Consider the following 13,774-nt stretch of genomic DNA (forward strand, 5'->3'; position numbering starts at 1 on the left):
ATGAGTGCTTCCACCTCCGCACCGGCGCGTGACCGGTTGCGTATCGCCATCCAGAAGAGCGGCCGGCTGGCCGACCCTGCGCGCAGCCTGCTGGCGGCCTGCGGGCTGAGCTGGCGGCAAAGCCGCGACAAGCTGTTCTGCTTCGGCGAGTCGCTGCCGGTGGACCTGCTGCTGGTACGCGATGACGACATCCCGGGCCTGATCGCCGACGGTGTCTGCGACCTGGGCGTGGTGGGTCTCAACGAGCTGGACGAACAGGCCAAGGCGCGCCGCCAGATCGGCTTGCCCGATGCCTACCAACCGTTGCGCGGGCTGGGCTTCGGCCAGTGCCGGCTGATGATCGCGGTGCCGGAAGAGTGGGATTGGCAGGGCGTGCAGATGCTGCAGGGCAAGCGGATCGCCACCAGCTATCCGGCTGTCCTCAGCGCGTGGTTGAAGGAAAAGGGCGTGGATGCGCAGGTGGTCGAGCTGTCCGGCTCGGTGGAGATCGCGCCGAAGCTGGGGACCGCCGAGCTGATCTGCGATCTGGTATCCAGCGGCGCGACCCTGGCGGCCAACCAGCTCAAGCCGGTGGAGACCCTGCTCGAAAGCGAAGCGGTGCTGGCTGGCCCGGTCAATGAACTCGATGACGCCCGCGCCGGCCTGATGGCGATGCTGCTGCGCCGCCTGGATGGCCTGACCAAGGTGCAGGACCAGAAGCTGCTGATGTTCAGCGCCGCCGAGGAGCGCGTGGACGCGCTGGCGCGCCTGCTGCCCGACGCCGAACCGTTGCTGCGCCTGCCGGGCGATGGCAGCGCGGTGCGGCTGCAGACCATGTGCAACGGGGCACTGAGCTGGCAACGGCTGGAGGAGCTGGAGCGCGCCGGCGCACAGGGCTTGATGGTGCTGGCCGTGGAGAAGTCGCTGGTATGAACATCCTCGACTGGAATGCGCTGGACGCCGACGGCCAGGCCCGCGCCTTGACCCGCCCGGTGCAGGCGGTGGCCGAGCAGACCCGGGCGTCGGTCACCGCGCTGATCACACAGGTGCGCGAGGACGGCGACGTGGCCCTGCGCGAGATCAGTGCCCGTTTCGACGGGGTGGCACCGGAGCGCTTTGAGGTTGGTGAATCCGAGTTTGCGGCCGCCGAGCTGGCGGTGCCGGCCGAGCTGCGCATCGCCATGCAGCAGGCGGCCGATCGCATCGATACCTATCACCGCGCCGGCATGGCTCGCCCCTACGCGGTGGAAACCGCACCGGGCGTGGTCTGCGAGAAGATGATCCGCCCGATCGGTCGCGTCGGCCTGTACGTGCCGGCCGGCAGCGCGCCGCTGCCATCGACCGCGTTGATGCTCGGGGTGCCGGCGCGCCTGGCCGGCTGCCGCGAAGTGGTGCTGTGCACGCCGCCGCGCAAGGACGGCAGTGCCGACCCGGCGGTGCTGGTGGCCGCTCGCCTGACCGGTGTGCACCGGGTCTACAAGATCGGCGGAGCGCAGGCGATCGCGGCGATGGCATACGGCACCGATACCGTACCGTCCTGCGACAAGTTGTTCGGCCCGGGCAACAGCTACGTCACCGAGGCCAAGCAGCAGGTCGCGCAGGCCGGTGCGGCGGCCATCGACATGCCGGCCGGGCCATCCGAAGTGCTGGTGATCGCCGATGCCGGCGCCAATCCCGCCTTCGTCGCGGCCGACCTGCTGTCGCAGGCCGAACATGGCCCGGATTCGCAGGTGCTGCTGCTCAGCGACGACGCTGCGCTGATCGCCGCCGTGCAGGACGAGGTGGAGGCCCAGGTGGCGCAGCTGGCGCGCGAGGGCATTGCCCGGCAGGCGCTGGCGGCTTCGCTGCTGATCAAGGTCGATTCGATCGCCCAGGCGTTCGCCATCTCCAACCGCTACGCACCGGAGCACCTGATCCTGGCCCTGCGCGAAGCGCGCCGCTGGTTGGAACAGGTCGAGGCCGCCGGTTCGGTGTTCATGGGGGACTACACGCCGGAGGCGTTGGGTGACTATTGCTCCGGCACCAACCACGTCCTGCCGACCGCCGGCGCCGCGCGCGCCTACAGCGGCGTCAGCGTCGCCAGCTTCCAGAACCAGATCAGCGTGCAGGCGGCCAGTGCCGAGGGCATCGCCAACATCGGTCCATGCGCCTTGACGCTGGCGCGGGCAGAAGGGTTGGGTGCGCACGCCAACGCCGTCGCCCTGCGGCTGGGAGTGACGCCGTGAGCAGCGTGCTCGACCTTGTACGCGATGACCTGCGTGGCTTCACCGGCTATTCCTCGGCGCGCAGCGCCAAGCTCGACGGCGAGATCTGGCTCAACGCCAATGAATCGGCGTGGGCCAACCCGGGCGACCCCCTGGCCAGTTGTCGGCGCTATCCGGACCCGCAACCGCAGGCGCTGCGCGAACGGCTGGCGACGTTGTACGACTGTGCGCCGGAACAACTGCTGATCGGGCGTGGCAGCGACGAGGTCATCGACCTGCTGGTACGTGCGCTGTGCGTGCCGGGCCGCGATGCGGTGCTGTATACCCCGCCGGTGTTCGGCATGTATGCGGTCAGTGCCCGCCTGCAGAACGCGCCCGCATTGGAGGTGCCGTTGCAGGACACTGCGGCGGGCTTCGTGCCGGACATCGACGCCATCATCACCACCGCCAGGCAAGGCGGCGCCAAGCTGGTGTTCCTGTGCTCGCCGTCCAACCCGGCCGGGTTGAGCATCCCGCTGGCGCAGGTGGAGCGGGTGGCCGAGGCTCTGCGCGGCCAGGCGCTGGTGGTGGTTGACGAGGCGTATGCCGAGTTCGCCGACACGCCCTCGGCGACGCGCCTGCTGGCGGGCCATGACAACGTCGCGGTACTGCGGACCCTGTCCAAGGCCCACGCTCTGGCGGCGGCGCGGATTGGCTGCGTCATCGCCGATCCCGGCCTGATCGCGGTGTTGCGCCGCTGCCAGGCGCCGTATCCCGTTCCGACCCCATGCTCGGCGCTGGCGTTGGCGGGGTTGGGTGAGCAGGCGCTGCAGCAGACCCGCGCGCGCATTGCCACCGTACGCAGCGAGCGCGACCGTCTGCGCATGGCGCTGTCGCTGCAGGGGCATGTGCGCAAGGTGTATGCCTCCGACGCGAACTTCCTGCTGGTGCGCTTCATCGACGCCGAAGCCGCCTTCCAGGCGCTGCTGCGCGCCGGGGTGGTGGTGCGCGACCAGCGCGCCGCGCCGCAACTGCACGATGCGCTGCGCATCACCGTGGGAACGCCCGAACAGAATGACCGCGTCCTCGACGCCCTCGCCACGCTGGAGCCCGTTACATGACCCCCATCCTGTTCGTCGATCGTGACGGCACCCTGATCGAAGAGCCGGCCGATTTCCAGATCGACGCCTACGACAAGCTGCGTCTGGTGAAGAACGTCATCCCGGCGATGCTCAAGCTGCGCGATGCCGGCTACCAGTTCGTCATCGTCTCCAACCAGGATGGGCTGGGCAGCGAAGGCTACCCGCAGGAAAGCTTCGATGGCCCGAACAACCTGATGCTGCAGATCTTCGCCAGCCAGGGCATCGTCTTCCGCGACGTGCTGATCGACCCGAGCTGGCCGCACGACAACAGCCCCAACCGCAAGCCGGGCATCGGCATGATGCTGCCGTACCTGCAGGACCGGGGCATCGACTGGGCGCGCTCGGGCATGGTGGGCGACCGTCCCACCGACATCCAGTTCGCCGACAACCTGAAGGTCCGCGGCTTCCAGCTGCGCACCGGGCAGTTCGGCGGCGAGTGGGATTGGGACGGCATCGCCCACGAGTTGGCCGATGCGCCGCGCCGCGCCACCGTGCAGCGCGACACCAAGGAAACCCGGATCCGCGTGTTCGTGGACCTGGACACCGTGGCCACGGCGAAGATCAGCACGGGTCTGCCGTTCTTCGACCACATGCTCGACCAGATCGGGCGTCACGGCGGCTTCGCGCTGGAGGTCGAGGCCAAGGGGGACCTGCACATCGACGAGCACCACACCATCGAGGACACCGGCCTGGCATTGGGCCAAGCCTTGCGTGAGGCGCTCGGCGACAAGCGCGGTATCGGCCGCTATGGGTTCACCCTGCCGATGGATGAGACCCTGGCCAGCGCAGCGCTGGACTTCAGCGGCCGCCCCTACTTCGTGTTCGAGGGTGACTTCAAGCGCGAGCGGGTAGGGGACATGCCCACCGAGCTGGTGCCGCACTTCTTCCGCTCCCTGTGCGATGCGGCCGGGCTGAACCTCAACCTCAAGGTGGAAGGCGACAACGACCACCACAAGGTCGAAGCCTGCTTCAAGGCATTGGCCCGTGCCCTGCGCCAGGCCATCCGCCGCGAAGGCACCGAGCTGCCCTCGACCAAGGGGGCGTTGTGAGCACGATCGGCCTGGTCGATGCCGGCGGTGCCAACCTCGGTTCGGTGCGCTATGCGCTGGAGCGACTGGGGCAGGAGGTGCGCATGGTACGCACCGCCGATGACCTAGAAGGACTGCCGCGGGTGATCCTGCCCGGCGTTGGTGCAGCGGCCGAAGGCATGCGCCGGCTGCACGCGCAGGGCCTGGTCGAGCCGCTGCGTGCCCTGCAGGTGCCGCTGATGGGCATCTGCCTGGGCATGCAACTGCTGTTCGAGGCTTCCGAGGAAGGCAAGGTCGATGGCCTGGGGTTGTTGCCCGGCGTGGTCCGTCGCCTGCATCCGGGGGTAGGCGTGCGCGTGCCGCACATGGGATGGAACAAATTGCTGGCGCTGCGCGAGTCGCCTTTGCTGGACGGCGTCCCCGTCGGTGCCAGTGCCTACTTCGTGCACAGCTACGCCGCGCCGGTGACATCGGACACGGTCGCGGCCTGCCACCACGGCGGGCTGTTCACCGCGGTGGTGCAGCGCGGTCGCCTGTGCGGCGCGCAGTTCCACCCGGAGCGCTCCGCCGGCCCCGGCGCCCGCCTCCTGCGCAACTTCATCGAGACCGATTTCCCATGAGCTTTACCGTCTATCCCGCGCTGGACATCCGCAACGGCTGCGTCGTGCGCCTGCTGCAGGGCGATTACGCCCAGCAGACCACCTATGGCGATGACCCGCTGCCGCGCGCGCAGGCCTTCGCCACCGCCGGTGCGCGCTGGATGCACCTGGTCGACCTGGACGCGGCCAAGGCTGGCGGTTACACGCTGGCGCCCTTGCTCGCGCAGATTGCCTCGACCACCCCGTTGGAAGTGCAGACCGGCGGTGGCGTGCGTGGCCGCGATGACGTGGCGCGCATCCTGGATGCTGGCGCCAGTCGCGTGGTGATTGGTTCGCTGGCCGTACGCGAGCCGGACAACGTGCTGGCTTGGTTGTCAGAGTTCGGCGCCGAGCACTTGACCATCGCCCTGGATACCCGCCAGGGCGAGGACGGCGTTTGGCGCCTGCCGGTACATGGTTGGACCGAAACCGCCGACGTCACCCTGGATGAACTGGCCCAGCGCTATGCCCGCGCCGGCATGAAACACCTGCTGTGCACGGATATCTCCCGTGACGGCATGCTGACCGGCCCCAACATCGACCTGTACGCGCACCTGGTGCAGTTGCTGCCCGACGTGGCCGTGCAGGCCTCCGGCGGCGTGCGTGATGTCGGCGACGTGCGCGCGGCCAAGGTGGCCGGTTGCGGTGGCGCCGTGCTGGGCAAGGCCTTGCTGGAAGGCCGGCTGCAACTCGACGAGGCCCTGGCATGTTGAGCCGCCGCATCATTCCCTGCCTGGACGTGCGCGAAGGCCGTGTGGTCAAGGGCGTCAGGTTCCGTGACCATATCGACATGGGCGACATCACCGAGCTGGCATTGCGCTACCGCGACGCCGGCGCCGACGAGCTGGTGTTCTACGACATCTCCGCCAGCCCGGAAGGGCGCTCGGTAGACCGGGCCTGGATCGAACGCGTCGCCCGTCTGATCGACATCCCCTTCTGCGTGGCCGGAGGCATCCGAGACGTCGAGACCGCCCGCGCGGTGCTGCATGCCGGCGCGGACAAGATCTCCATCAACACCCCGGCGCTGGAGCACCCGGCGCTGATCGAGGCGCTGGCCGAAGCTTTCGGCGAGCAATGCGTGGTGGTCGGCATCGACTCCATCCGCGAGCCCGACGGCCAATGGCGGGTGCGTTCCTACACCGGCGACCCGGAAAAGACCCGCGCCGAGGCACGGCTGACGCTGGACTGGGTGCGTGAAGTACAGCAGCGCGGCGCAGGTGAAATCGTGCTGAACTGCATGGACAGCGACGGCGTGCGCAGGGGCTACGATATTGCCCAGTTGCGCCAGGCCCGGGCGGTGAGCACGGTGCCGTTGATCGCCTCCGGCGGTGCCGGGACGCCACAGCACTTTGCCGACGTGTTCGAACAGGCTGACGTGGACGGGGCCCTGGCCGCCAGTGTCTTCCACTCTGGCGCCATCGCCATTCCGGAACTGAAACAGTTCCTGCGCGAACAACAGATCGAGGTAAGGGATGTCTACTGATTTCACGCCGGTCGATCCGGCCACGCTGGATTGGGCCAAGGTTGACGGGCTGATGCCGGCCATCATCCAGGATGCGGCGACGCTGCGCGTGCTGATGCTGGGCTACATGGACCGCGATGCCCTGGACAAGACCCGGGCGAGCGGCAGGGTCACGTTCTTCAGTCGCAGCAAGCAGCGGCTGTGGACGAAGGGGGAAACCTCGGGGAACCATCTGGAGCTGGTCGAGATCCGCACCGATTGCGACGCCGACACACTGCTGGTCAGCGTGCGCCCGCACGGGCCGACCTGCCATACCGGTGCCACCAGCTGCTTCGGCGCCACGCCCGGCAATTTCCTCGGCGCGCTGGACGCACTGGTCAAGCAGCGCGAGCAGGACCGCCCGCTCAACAGCTACACCACCCAGCTGTTCGAGAAGGGCCCGCGCCATATCGCGCAGAAAGTGGGCGAGGAGGGCGTGGAAACGGCGCTGGCCGGTGTCGTGCAGCGTGACGAGGACCTGCTCGGCGAGTCGGCCGACCTGCTGTTCCACCTGATCGTGCTATTGCGCTCGCGCGGCCTGTCGCTGGAGGATGCGGTGGCCGTGCTGGAGACGCGCCACGCCAAGGCCGTGGAGAAGGCGGCCGGCTGAAGCAATGATGCAGGTCCTCCCGCCGGTACGGCCGGGGGAGGGCCCGGCAAACGCGGGCGGGGATGAAGCCCGGCCAGGTTCTCCCCACGCCTGGCCCGCACTTCCTGCGGCAACGGCCTCCTCCCGTCGGCCGCCAGTTTCCGCCATGCCGCTGTCGCAACGCCGGGGCGATAATGGAGGTCCGTACATTATCCGCCCACCGAGGACTCCATGCGTCATTCCCTGTTGACCGGCCTGTTGCTGGCCGGTGCGCCGTTCGTGGCGGCCGCCTCCTGCAGCAGCGGCAGTGTCTTCGTCGATGCGAACGGCAACGGCAGGCAGGATGCGGGCGAAGCGCCGCTGGCCGGCATCAGGATTTCCGATGGCGAGCACATCGCCTTGACCGACACGGCTGGCCGTTACCAGCTCCCGGCCTCCACGCAACCGAACATCTTCGTCATCAAGCCTGCCGGCTACGCCGCGGCCGCGCGTGCTGATGGGTTGCCGGACATCTGGCGTCCGCGTGATGGGCAGGGAGGGCAGTGCCGGCCGTTTGCACTGGTGCCGCAGCCGGACGCGCCGGACCGCTTCCAGGCGCTGGTCATGGCCGATAGCCAGACCGGCAGTGCGCTGGACGTGGGCTATTTCGAGCGCGACATCATCGAGCCACTGCGTGGCAAGCATCAGGCACGGCTCGGGATGACGCTGGGGGATGTCACCAATGACGATCCCTCGCTGTATCCGGCGCTCACCCGTGCGGTGACGTCGCTCGGCGTGCCGTGGCTGCATGTTCCCGGCAATCACGACATGGACATCGGCGCGAGCAGTGATGCGACATCGCTGGCCAGTTACCACCGTTACCTCGGGCCGGACACTTACGCCTGGGAAGATGCGTCGATGGTGTTCATCGGGCTGGACGACATCCTCGCCCAGCCCGGGCAGAAGCCGGCCTACATCGGCGGCCTGCGCGAGGACCAGTTCGCCTTCCTGGAGCGCTACCTGCCGACGGTTGGCCGCGACAAGCTGGTCGTGCTTGGCCTCCATATCCCGCTGTTCGACCACGTCTTCCGTGAGCAGGACCGCGCCCGCCTGTTCGCCCTGCTGGAGAAGGTGGAGCACCCGCTGATCCTCAGCGGACACACCCACAACCAGAGCCAGGTGTTCTGGTCGGCCGCGCAGGGGTGGAAGGGGGCGCGTCCGTTGCACGAGTACAACGTCGGCGCCGCCTGCGGCGCGTTCTGGTCAGGCGTGAAGGATGCGCAGGGCATCCCCGATACGACCATGGCCGACGGCACGCCCAACGGCTACGGCCTGCTCAACGTGCAGCCGCATGGGCAGTACAGCGTCGAGTACCGGGTCGCGCGTGCGCCGGCGGACCATCAGATCGCGCTTCATGCGCCCAAGGTGCTGCGCCAGGGTGCTTATCCGGCCTGGGGTGTGTACGCCAACGTGTTCATGGGCCATGACGGGCTGCCGGTGGAGTTCCGTGTCGACGGTGGCCAGTGGCAGGCGATGAAGCAGGTCCGCCAGCCCGACCCGCGGCTGCTGGTGGAGAACATCGCCGACGACCTGGCCGAAACGCTGCGCGGCTACGATCGCTCCCCCGAAGCCGTGCCCTCCACGCACCTGTGGCGCGCCGCGCTGCCGACCGGGCTGGCCGAGGGTGAGCACACCGTCGAAGTGCGCACCACCTTGAATGGCAAGTCTTATACCGCCACCACCGGTTACCGCCTGCAGTCCGCCAGTCCCTGACAACGAACATGCCGATGGGCGGGGCCGCTGGGCAGGAACCGCCCCGGCCGCGACGCACGCACGGCCTGCTCCGCGCGGCTGCTGCCTTCCCGGGGATTTCCGCGGCGCCCTCAACGGGGAGGGCGCGCCCGGCCAATTCCCTTACCCTTCACCGTTCCAGCACCCGCACCGCAAGAGACCAATACATGCGCAACAAGGAAGTGAAGGGCGTCGCCCTGATGGCATGGATACTGGCCTGCAGCGCCTGTTCGTTGCCTGCGACCGAGACGGTGGTCGAACCCATCGATCCGGCACGCAAGCTGATCGGCACGGTGCAGGGCGCCGGAGCCATCAGCCCGCTGCTGGATAGCGATGTGCTCGTCGAGGGCGTGGTCGTGCGCAACCTGATGGGTGACAGCGACGACGTCGGCCAGGAAATGAAGGAAACCCTGGGTGAGGGAGCGGGCAGCGCCGCGCCGCCGATAGGCTGGTTCATCCAGGACGAAGGCGATGGCAATCCTGCCACGTCCGACGGGGTGTTCGTGCTCGACCAGGGTTACGACACGTCGATCAACATGCCGGCCGACACCGAGTACACGATGCGACTGGGTTCGCGGGTACGGACCGGCGACCGGGTGACCGTGCGCGGGCGGGTGGTCGAGTTGCCCCAGGCGCAGGTTGCCGACCAGCCGCGCAGTACGGGGCATCCGGTGTCGCGTGGTGACGCCGATGGCAGCGTCACCGCGATTGCGGCGATGTCGGTGACGTTGGTGGCTCCCGCGGAGCGGGCCGGCCCGATCACCGTACTGCCGGTCCCAGCCGTCAGCGAGGCTACCGAAGCCATGCGTCGCTGAAGCCGCGGTAGCAGCGACTTCGATCGCGAACCCGATTGCAGTGCTTCGCCGGCAGTGCCAAAACTCTGCATGCTGCGGCCCTGTGCGTCTGGACGCCTGCCGGCCGCCTACAAGCCCTTCTTGTTGACGCGGCCGTCAGCCGGTGCCTTGGTGCGCAGCGCGCCCGTCGGTGCCCGCGGCACATGCACGTACGGGTAGGGCACCGTGGCCGTCTCTGGCAGGCCCAGCCGCCATTTGCCGAGCACGCTGCTGACGCGCTTGCCGGCATCGAACTGGGGTTCGGATGGCAACTCGCCTTCTTCCTTTTCACGCTCACGCACGGTGGCGCTGGCACGCGAGAAGGCATCGGCGAAATCGCTGGTGGCGTTCATCGCTTCCACCAGGAAGGCGCGCCCGAACCAGGTGGCACTGTCGGTGTTGCCGCAGCCGAAGGAGGGACGGTCGTGGCGCGCCGCGGTGATGATCATCCGGTTGGGGGCTTTCAGGGCGGGGATGAAGCCGCCGGAGTAGCAGGCGGAGACCACGATCACCGCGTTTCCGATCCCCGCTTCGTTCAATGATTCGGCCAGGTCCCCGGGCGTGAGGTAGTCCTCCTGGCCCGGTCCGGTATGCAGGTAGAAGCTGCTGTCGTCCAGGCCATGGCTGCTCAGATAGACCAGCAGCACGTCCTCCTTGGGGTCCAGTCGCTGGCCGAGCGCATCAAGCGCGTAGCCAATGCTCTGGTAGGTCGCCAGCGGTTGTGCCTGCGCGTCGGCGCGCGTATCGGGGTGATTGACCAGGCTGAGCATGCGGCCTTCGGCGTCCCAGCGTTGTGCCGACAGTTGGCGCAGGTACAGCACTTCGTTGCGGAAGACGTCTTCATCGACATCCCCGGCCACGCCCAGCACGTACAGGTCGGTGACGCCCGGTCGCTGCGCGGCCAGGGCATTGATCTGGCCGTCCAGCAATGCCTTCTGTGCGCGCCCGAACGCGGGCGTGGTGGGTTGCCAGTCCGGGGCTTCCGGTGTGCGCGCCAGCGCAGGCCAGATGCCGAACAGCAGGACAGCGGACAAGGCCAGAGGACGCAGGCGCGACAGCAGGCAGCGGAGCGGGGATCTGGCCATGGCCACAGGTCGCGGAGGAGTTGCCTGGATTCTATCGACTCCGCGTCCTTCAGCGTCCAGCCCCTACCAGCAGGCGGCATGGACCTGGTTGTCCCAATGGCTGGAGAGCGCGAAGTCCCGTTTCAGCCCGGCCTTGGCATAGGCCAGGCTGCGACCGCGCCGCGCCAGCTCACAGGCACCTGCTGCGGGTGTGGGCGGTCGGCCGGAACGCCGTGTTCGCTGTGCCGGAACGGCATTGGCACGCTTGAGTTCACGCTCGATGGCCTGCAGGCGCGCCTGCGCGTGCCGGTCGAACGGTTCGGGTGCCGCCGTCCATTGCTTCAACGGCGGGCCGTCGCAGGGCAGGGACTGATAGGCGATCCCATCGTCGGTGCGGCACTTGAACACCTGTTGTGCATGGGCCGGTCCGCAGCCCAGGTTGATGAAGATGAAAGCCAGCACGATGACCACGACCGGCATGCGATGCTCCTCGCAGGGATGGAGCCGATACGTTGCCGCGTGCTTCCTGCCGGGGCAGCCGGGAAGCCCATCCCATGTGCGTAGGAGTTCAGCCAGTCGGCCCTGGGCGCGATGACCTGTTCGCTGGCGAGATGTGAAGAAATTTTTTCACAAATGTCTTGCGGGCCTAAAAAAGCCGGGCTATTATTTCTTTCTCGGCGACGTCGGGGCCATAGCTCAGCTGGGAGAGCGCCTGCATGGCATGCAGGAGGTCAGCGGTTCGATCCCGCTTGGCTCCACCAAATCCGGACATTAGGCCGTTCGGATCGTCGAAAACAACTTGATGAGTATAACGCGTCCCCATCGTCTAGAGGCCTAGGACATCACCCTTTCACGGTGGCGACCGGGGTTCGAATCCCCGTGGGGACGCCATTCATCACTGTAGTACGGTCCTGGTCATGTGCCGGGATCCTGTTGAAAAGATCATCCTCCCAGGATGGTCCGAAAGGAAAAAAGAGTTTCCTTTCCAACAGAAAGTCTGCCATAATGGCGGGCTCGCGGTAACAACGTGGGGCTATAGCTCAGCTGGGAGAGCGCCTGCATGGCATGCAGGAGGTCAGCGGTTCGATCCCGCTTAGCTCCACCAATTCGGACATTAGGCCGTCCGGATGGACAACTCGAATTTGAAGAATACGCGTCCCCATCGTCTAGAGGCCTAGGACATCACCCTTTCACGGTGGCGACCGGGGTTCGAATCCCCGTGGGGACGCCATTTGCAAAAAAGCTCCGGGAAACCGGGGCTTTTTCTTTGCCTGGAATTTGGCGCCGGGGGCATGCTGGGTTCGCTGGATTCCAGTTGCGGTTTGCATCAACAGTTCCTTGTCGCGGATGCGCCTGCAGATGCCGGGAGGGCACTGTTGTCGGTGATGGCGAATGCTCGGGCCGAAGGATGGCATTGCCAATGCATGCAGGACGCTTCCCGCCAGACCTCCAAAGATCGAAGGCTTGCGAAAGAAGTGTCTGGCGAGCCGAGCATCCCGTTGATGATCGGATGGCTCGCTTCCAACCAATGTGCTCAGATCAGCGCATGTCGTTCATGGCACGAGGCGGCGTATCGACGGCAGTCCCTTTTCCCTTGGTCGATCGAGCCGAAGCGCGTTGATCGGCAGGGGGTATGGGAGCGCTGCGACATACATGGGCGCGGCGACGCACGTGGAAGTTAGTCGAGAAGGCAGAAGGGCCCATTCGCCTTCAGGTACAGCCTTTCGCTCCTTGCAGTTTCATGCATCTGTTTCCCGATCCTGAAGCCTGGGATCGGATGGCCCGCGGTGGTATGCACTTTTGCCGGTAGGGTCACTTGCTTGAACGTTTTCCAGATCGTGTTGAGCAACGCCGTGAGGGGCGCATCATCCCCGTCCAGCGTGTTCCACCGAATCGCCATGCGTCCATAGTTGATTACATCAATCTCAGGGTCGTAGGCATGCCCTGTCGCGTCCTTCATGTCCGTCATGTGCGTGCGGTAGGAGCGGAGGAATTGCAGTTCCGACCGGCCCAAGGGTGCAAATGCCTGACTGACGATTGCACTTGCCTCGCAATCGAGCGCAGCCTAGAGCGTGTCGAAGTGGTGAATCAGAAGACGGTCAGCGCCCGTATGCGAGCAGCGCCAACGCATATCCGGGAGCGCCTCATGCAGTGCGTCGCTGAACTCGGCGACATCCTCGCGGGACAGCCAAAAGTAAAGCAGCTTCGTCTTCTGTCCTTTTTCCGGCATGGGAAGCACATCTCCAGGTTTGGAAGGCCTCGAAGGCAGGGGGTCTTCCTTTTGCAAGAATTGATCGTAGGTTCCTCGATGCCATCGGGCAATTCCCAGGTGGTGACCGTCGGAAGGCTCTTTAAGCTTGCGCGGTGAGATTGGCCTTGCGGAGGGCCATGTCGGTCAGTAGGGGGTATCTGGATGGTCGATGGGGGCAGATGCCCCCAAATATGCCCACGGCCTGACGGTTTGCGACGGAAGCGGGCGCACGGAGGCGGAAACGAAAAAGGCCGGAAGCCCTTGATTATTCGGGGATTCCGGCCTGCTTCGGGCCTTGTCGGCCACTGCATTGGTGGAGGTGGGCGGAATTGAACCGCCGTCCGAAGGCACTCCATCCCTGGCACTACATGCTTAGTTCACCGTTGGGTCTCGTCCTGTGGCAGCACGGTGAGCGAAGCGCACCCAAGGACCAGCCTGTTTTGGTTAAGCCGTGACTGACAGGCAGCCGTCACAGCCGGTTCCGTGATAATGACCCTACATCCACGAGCACGGGCACAAGTGGGTTCGGGGCTTACGCCTTAAGCGGCGAGAGCGTAGTTGTCGTCGTTGGCAACTAGAGTTTTGCAGCTGGATTTACGAGGAAAGCTACCCCCTCGGCATGCGCCAAGCGACTTCATAACCCCCGTCGAAACCAGTGCACCCCCGGTTGGACGTTGAGCGATGAGGGTTCCGGCTACCTGAGCGACCAAGTGGACCGAAACCTCGCTGACGGTGTGGATGCTACGGCAAACAAGCTGAATCGTCACGTGCCGGTATCCGTCTGGCGTGGGTTAAC

The 13,774-nt window shown here is 66.5% G+C and carries 13 protein-coding genes, 4 tRNA genes and 1 other RNA gene; 14 read left to right on the forward strand and 4 right to left on the reverse strand.

Going from position 1 to position 13,774, the window contains the following annotated elements; genetic code table 11:
• The 10 genes from hisG to ACIPR8_RS05860 all read left to right on the forward strand — a co-directional run bounded on the left by hisG (position 1) and on the right by ACIPR8_RS05860 (position 9,645).
• Complete coding sequence (hisG, locus tag ACIPR8_RS05815; protein ID WP_446540403.1) at positions 1–912, forward strand: ATP phosphoribosyltransferase; 912 nt, start codon at positions 1–3, stop codon at positions 910–912.
• Positions 909–2,204 (forward strand): histidinol dehydrogenase, encoded by a 1,296-nt coding sequence (gene hisD / locus ACIPR8_RS05820; protein WP_446540404.1) that lies wholly within the window; start codon positions 909–911, stop codon positions 2,202–2,204. Before hisG ends, hisD begins: the two co-directional genes overlap by 4 nt.
• Positions 2,201–3,283, forward strand: coding sequence for a histidinol-phosphate transaminase (gene hisC / locus ACIPR8_RS05825; RefSeq protein WP_446540405.1), 1,083 nt, complete (start codon positions 2,201–2,203; stop codon positions 3,281–3,283). Before hisD ends, hisC begins: the two co-directional genes overlap by 4 nt.
• Positions 3,280–4,353 (forward strand): bifunctional histidinol-phosphatase/imidazoleglycerol-phosphate dehydratase HisB, encoded by a 1,074-nt coding sequence (gene hisB, locus ACIPR8_RS05830; RefSeq protein WP_446540406.1) that lies wholly within the window; start codon positions 3,280–3,282, stop codon positions 4,351–4,353. Before hisC ends, hisB begins: the two co-directional genes overlap by 4 nt.
• Entirely contained in the window at positions 4,350–4,952 is a 603-nt protein-coding gene (hisH, locus tag ACIPR8_RS05835; RefSeq protein WP_446540407.1) for an imidazole glycerol phosphate synthase subunit HisH, read from the forward strand. The genes hisB and hisH overlap by 4 nt, the downstream gene beginning before the upstream one ends.
• Positions 4,949–5,683 (forward strand): 1-(5-phosphoribosyl)-5-[(5-phosphoribosylamino)methylideneamino]imidazole-4-carboxamide isomerase, encoded by a 735-nt coding sequence (gene hisA, locus ACIPR8_RS05840; protein ID WP_446540408.1) that lies wholly within the window; start codon positions 4,949–4,951, stop codon positions 5,681–5,683. Before hisH ends, hisA begins: the two co-directional genes overlap by 4 nt.
• On the forward strand, positions 5,677–6,453 hold the full coding sequence (gene hisF / locus ACIPR8_RS05845) for an imidazole glycerol phosphate synthase subunit HisF (protein ID WP_446540409.1): 777 nt from the start codon (positions 5,677–5,679) through the stop codon (positions 6,451–6,453). Before hisA ends, hisF begins: the two co-directional genes overlap by 7 nt.
• On the forward strand, positions 6,443–7,081 hold the full coding sequence (gene hisIE / locus ACIPR8_RS05850; protein ID WP_446540410.1) for a bifunctional phosphoribosyl-AMP cyclohydrolase/phosphoribosyl-ATP diphosphatase HisIE: 639 nt from the start codon (positions 6,443–6,445) through the stop codon (positions 7,079–7,081). The genes hisF and hisIE overlap by 11 nt, the downstream gene beginning before the upstream one ends.
• A 210-nt stretch (positions 7,082–7,291) precedes the next feature.
• The gene (locus ACIPR8_RS05855) at positions 7,292–8,812 is read left to right on the forward strand and encodes a calcineurin-like phosphoesterase C-terminal domain-containing protein (protein ID WP_446540411.1); all 1,521 of its coding nucleotides are present in this window, start codon (positions 7,292–7,294) and stop codon (positions 8,810–8,812) included.
• A 185-nt stretch (positions 8,813–8,997) separates the two neighbouring features.
• Complete coding sequence (locus tag ACIPR8_RS05860; RefSeq protein ID WP_446540412.1) at positions 8,998–9,645, forward strand: hypothetical protein; 648 nt, start codon at positions 8,998–9,000, stop codon at positions 9,643–9,645.
• A gap of 107 nt (positions 9,646–9,752) precedes the next feature.
• Here the strand turns inward: ACIPR8_RS05860 and ACIPR8_RS05865 are convergent, their stop codons facing one another.
• Entirely contained in the window at positions 9,753–10,748 is a 996-nt protein-coding gene (locus tag ACIPR8_RS05865) for a C13 family peptidase (RefSeq protein ID WP_446540413.1), read from the reverse strand.
• Between the two features lie 63 nt (positions 10,749–10,811).
• Positions 10,812–11,207, reverse strand: a complete 396-nt coding sequence (locus ACIPR8_RS05870) for a hypothetical protein (RefSeq protein ID WP_446540414.1) — start codon at positions 11,205–11,207, stop codon at positions 10,812–10,814.
• A gap of 205 nt (positions 11,208–11,412) precedes the next feature.
• Between ACIPR8_RS05870 and ACIPR8_RS05875 the strand changes: the two genes are divergently transcribed.
• From ACIPR8_RS05875 to ACIPR8_RS05890, 4 genes are all read left to right on the forward strand, one after another.
• Positions 11,413–11,488: transfer RNA gene (locus tag ACIPR8_RS05875), tRNA-Ala, on the forward strand.
• Between the two features lie 54 nt (positions 11,489–11,542).
• Positions 11,543–11,618, forward strand: a tRNA-Glu gene (locus ACIPR8_RS05880).
• 138 nt (positions 11,619–11,756) lie between these two features.
• Positions 11,757–11,832: transfer RNA gene (locus tag ACIPR8_RS05885), tRNA-Ala, on the forward strand.
• A 50-nt stretch (positions 11,833–11,882) separates the two neighbouring features.
• Positions 11,883–11,958: transfer RNA gene (locus ACIPR8_RS05890), tRNA-Glu, on the forward strand.
• A gap of 447 nt (positions 11,959–12,405) precedes the next feature.
• Here the strand turns inward: ACIPR8_RS05890 and ACIPR8_RS05895 are convergent.
• Both ACIPR8_RS05895 and ssrA read right to left on the reverse strand, forming a co-directional pair.
• Positions 12,406–12,696 carry a hypothetical protein gene (locus tag ACIPR8_RS05895; RefSeq protein WP_446540415.1) on the reverse strand — a complete coding sequence of 97 codons (291 nt, stop codon included), beginning with the start codon at positions 12,694–12,696 and terminating at the stop codon, positions 12,406–12,408.
• Between the two features lie 593 nt (positions 12,697–13,289).
• Positions 13,290–13,643: a transfer-messenger RNA gene (gene ssrA / locus ACIPR8_RS05900) on the reverse strand.
• Between the last annotated feature and the right edge of the window lie 131 nt (positions 13,644–13,774).

The sequence above is a fragment of the Stenotrophomonas sp. LARHCG68 genome (assembly GCF_052871705.1).

Excerpts from the sequence above, each read along its gene's own strand:
- hisG (WP_446540403.1), top strand. The coding sequence starts at position 1 with ATGAGTGCTTCCACCTCCGCACCGGCGCGTGACCGGTTGCGTATCGCC.
- hisD (WP_446540404.1), top strand. The coding sequence starts at position 909 with ATGAACATCCTCGACTGGAATGCGCTGGACGCCGACGGCCAGGCCCGC.
- hisB (WP_446540406.1), top strand. The coding sequence starts at position 3,280 with ATGACCCCCATCCTGTTCGTCGATCGTGACGGCACCCTGATCGAAGAG.
- hisA (WP_446540408.1), top strand. The coding sequence starts at position 4,949 with ATGAGCTTTACCGTCTATCCCGCGCTGGACATCCGCAACGGCTGCGTC.
- hisF (WP_446540409.1), top strand. The coding sequence starts at position 5,677 with ATGTTGAGCCGCCGCATCATTCCCTGCCTGGACGTGCGCGAAGGCCGT.
- hisIE (WP_446540410.1), top strand. The coding sequence starts at position 6,443 with ATGTCTACTGATTTCACGCCGGTCGATCCGGCCACGCTGGATTGGGCC.
- ACIPR8_RS05855 (WP_446540411.1), top strand. The coding sequence starts at position 7,292 with ATGCGTCATTCCCTGTTGACCGGCCTGTTGCTGGCCGGTGCGCCGTTC.
- ACIPR8_RS05860 (WP_446540412.1), top strand. The coding sequence starts at position 8,998 with ATGCGCAACAAGGAAGTGAAGGGCGTCGCCCTGATGGCATGGATACTG.
- ACIPR8_RS05865 (WP_446540413.1), bottom strand. The coding sequence starts at position 10,748 with ATGGCCAGATCCCCGCTCCGCTGCCTGCTGTCGCGCCTGCGTCCTCTG.
- ACIPR8_RS05870 (WP_446540414.1), bottom strand. The coding sequence starts at position 11,207 with ATGCCGGTCGTGGTCATCGTGCTGGCTTTCATCTTCATCAACCTGGGC.
- ACIPR8_RS05895 (WP_446540415.1), bottom strand. The coding sequence starts at position 12,696 with ATGACGGACATGAAGGACGCGACAGGGCATGCCTACGACCCTGAGATT.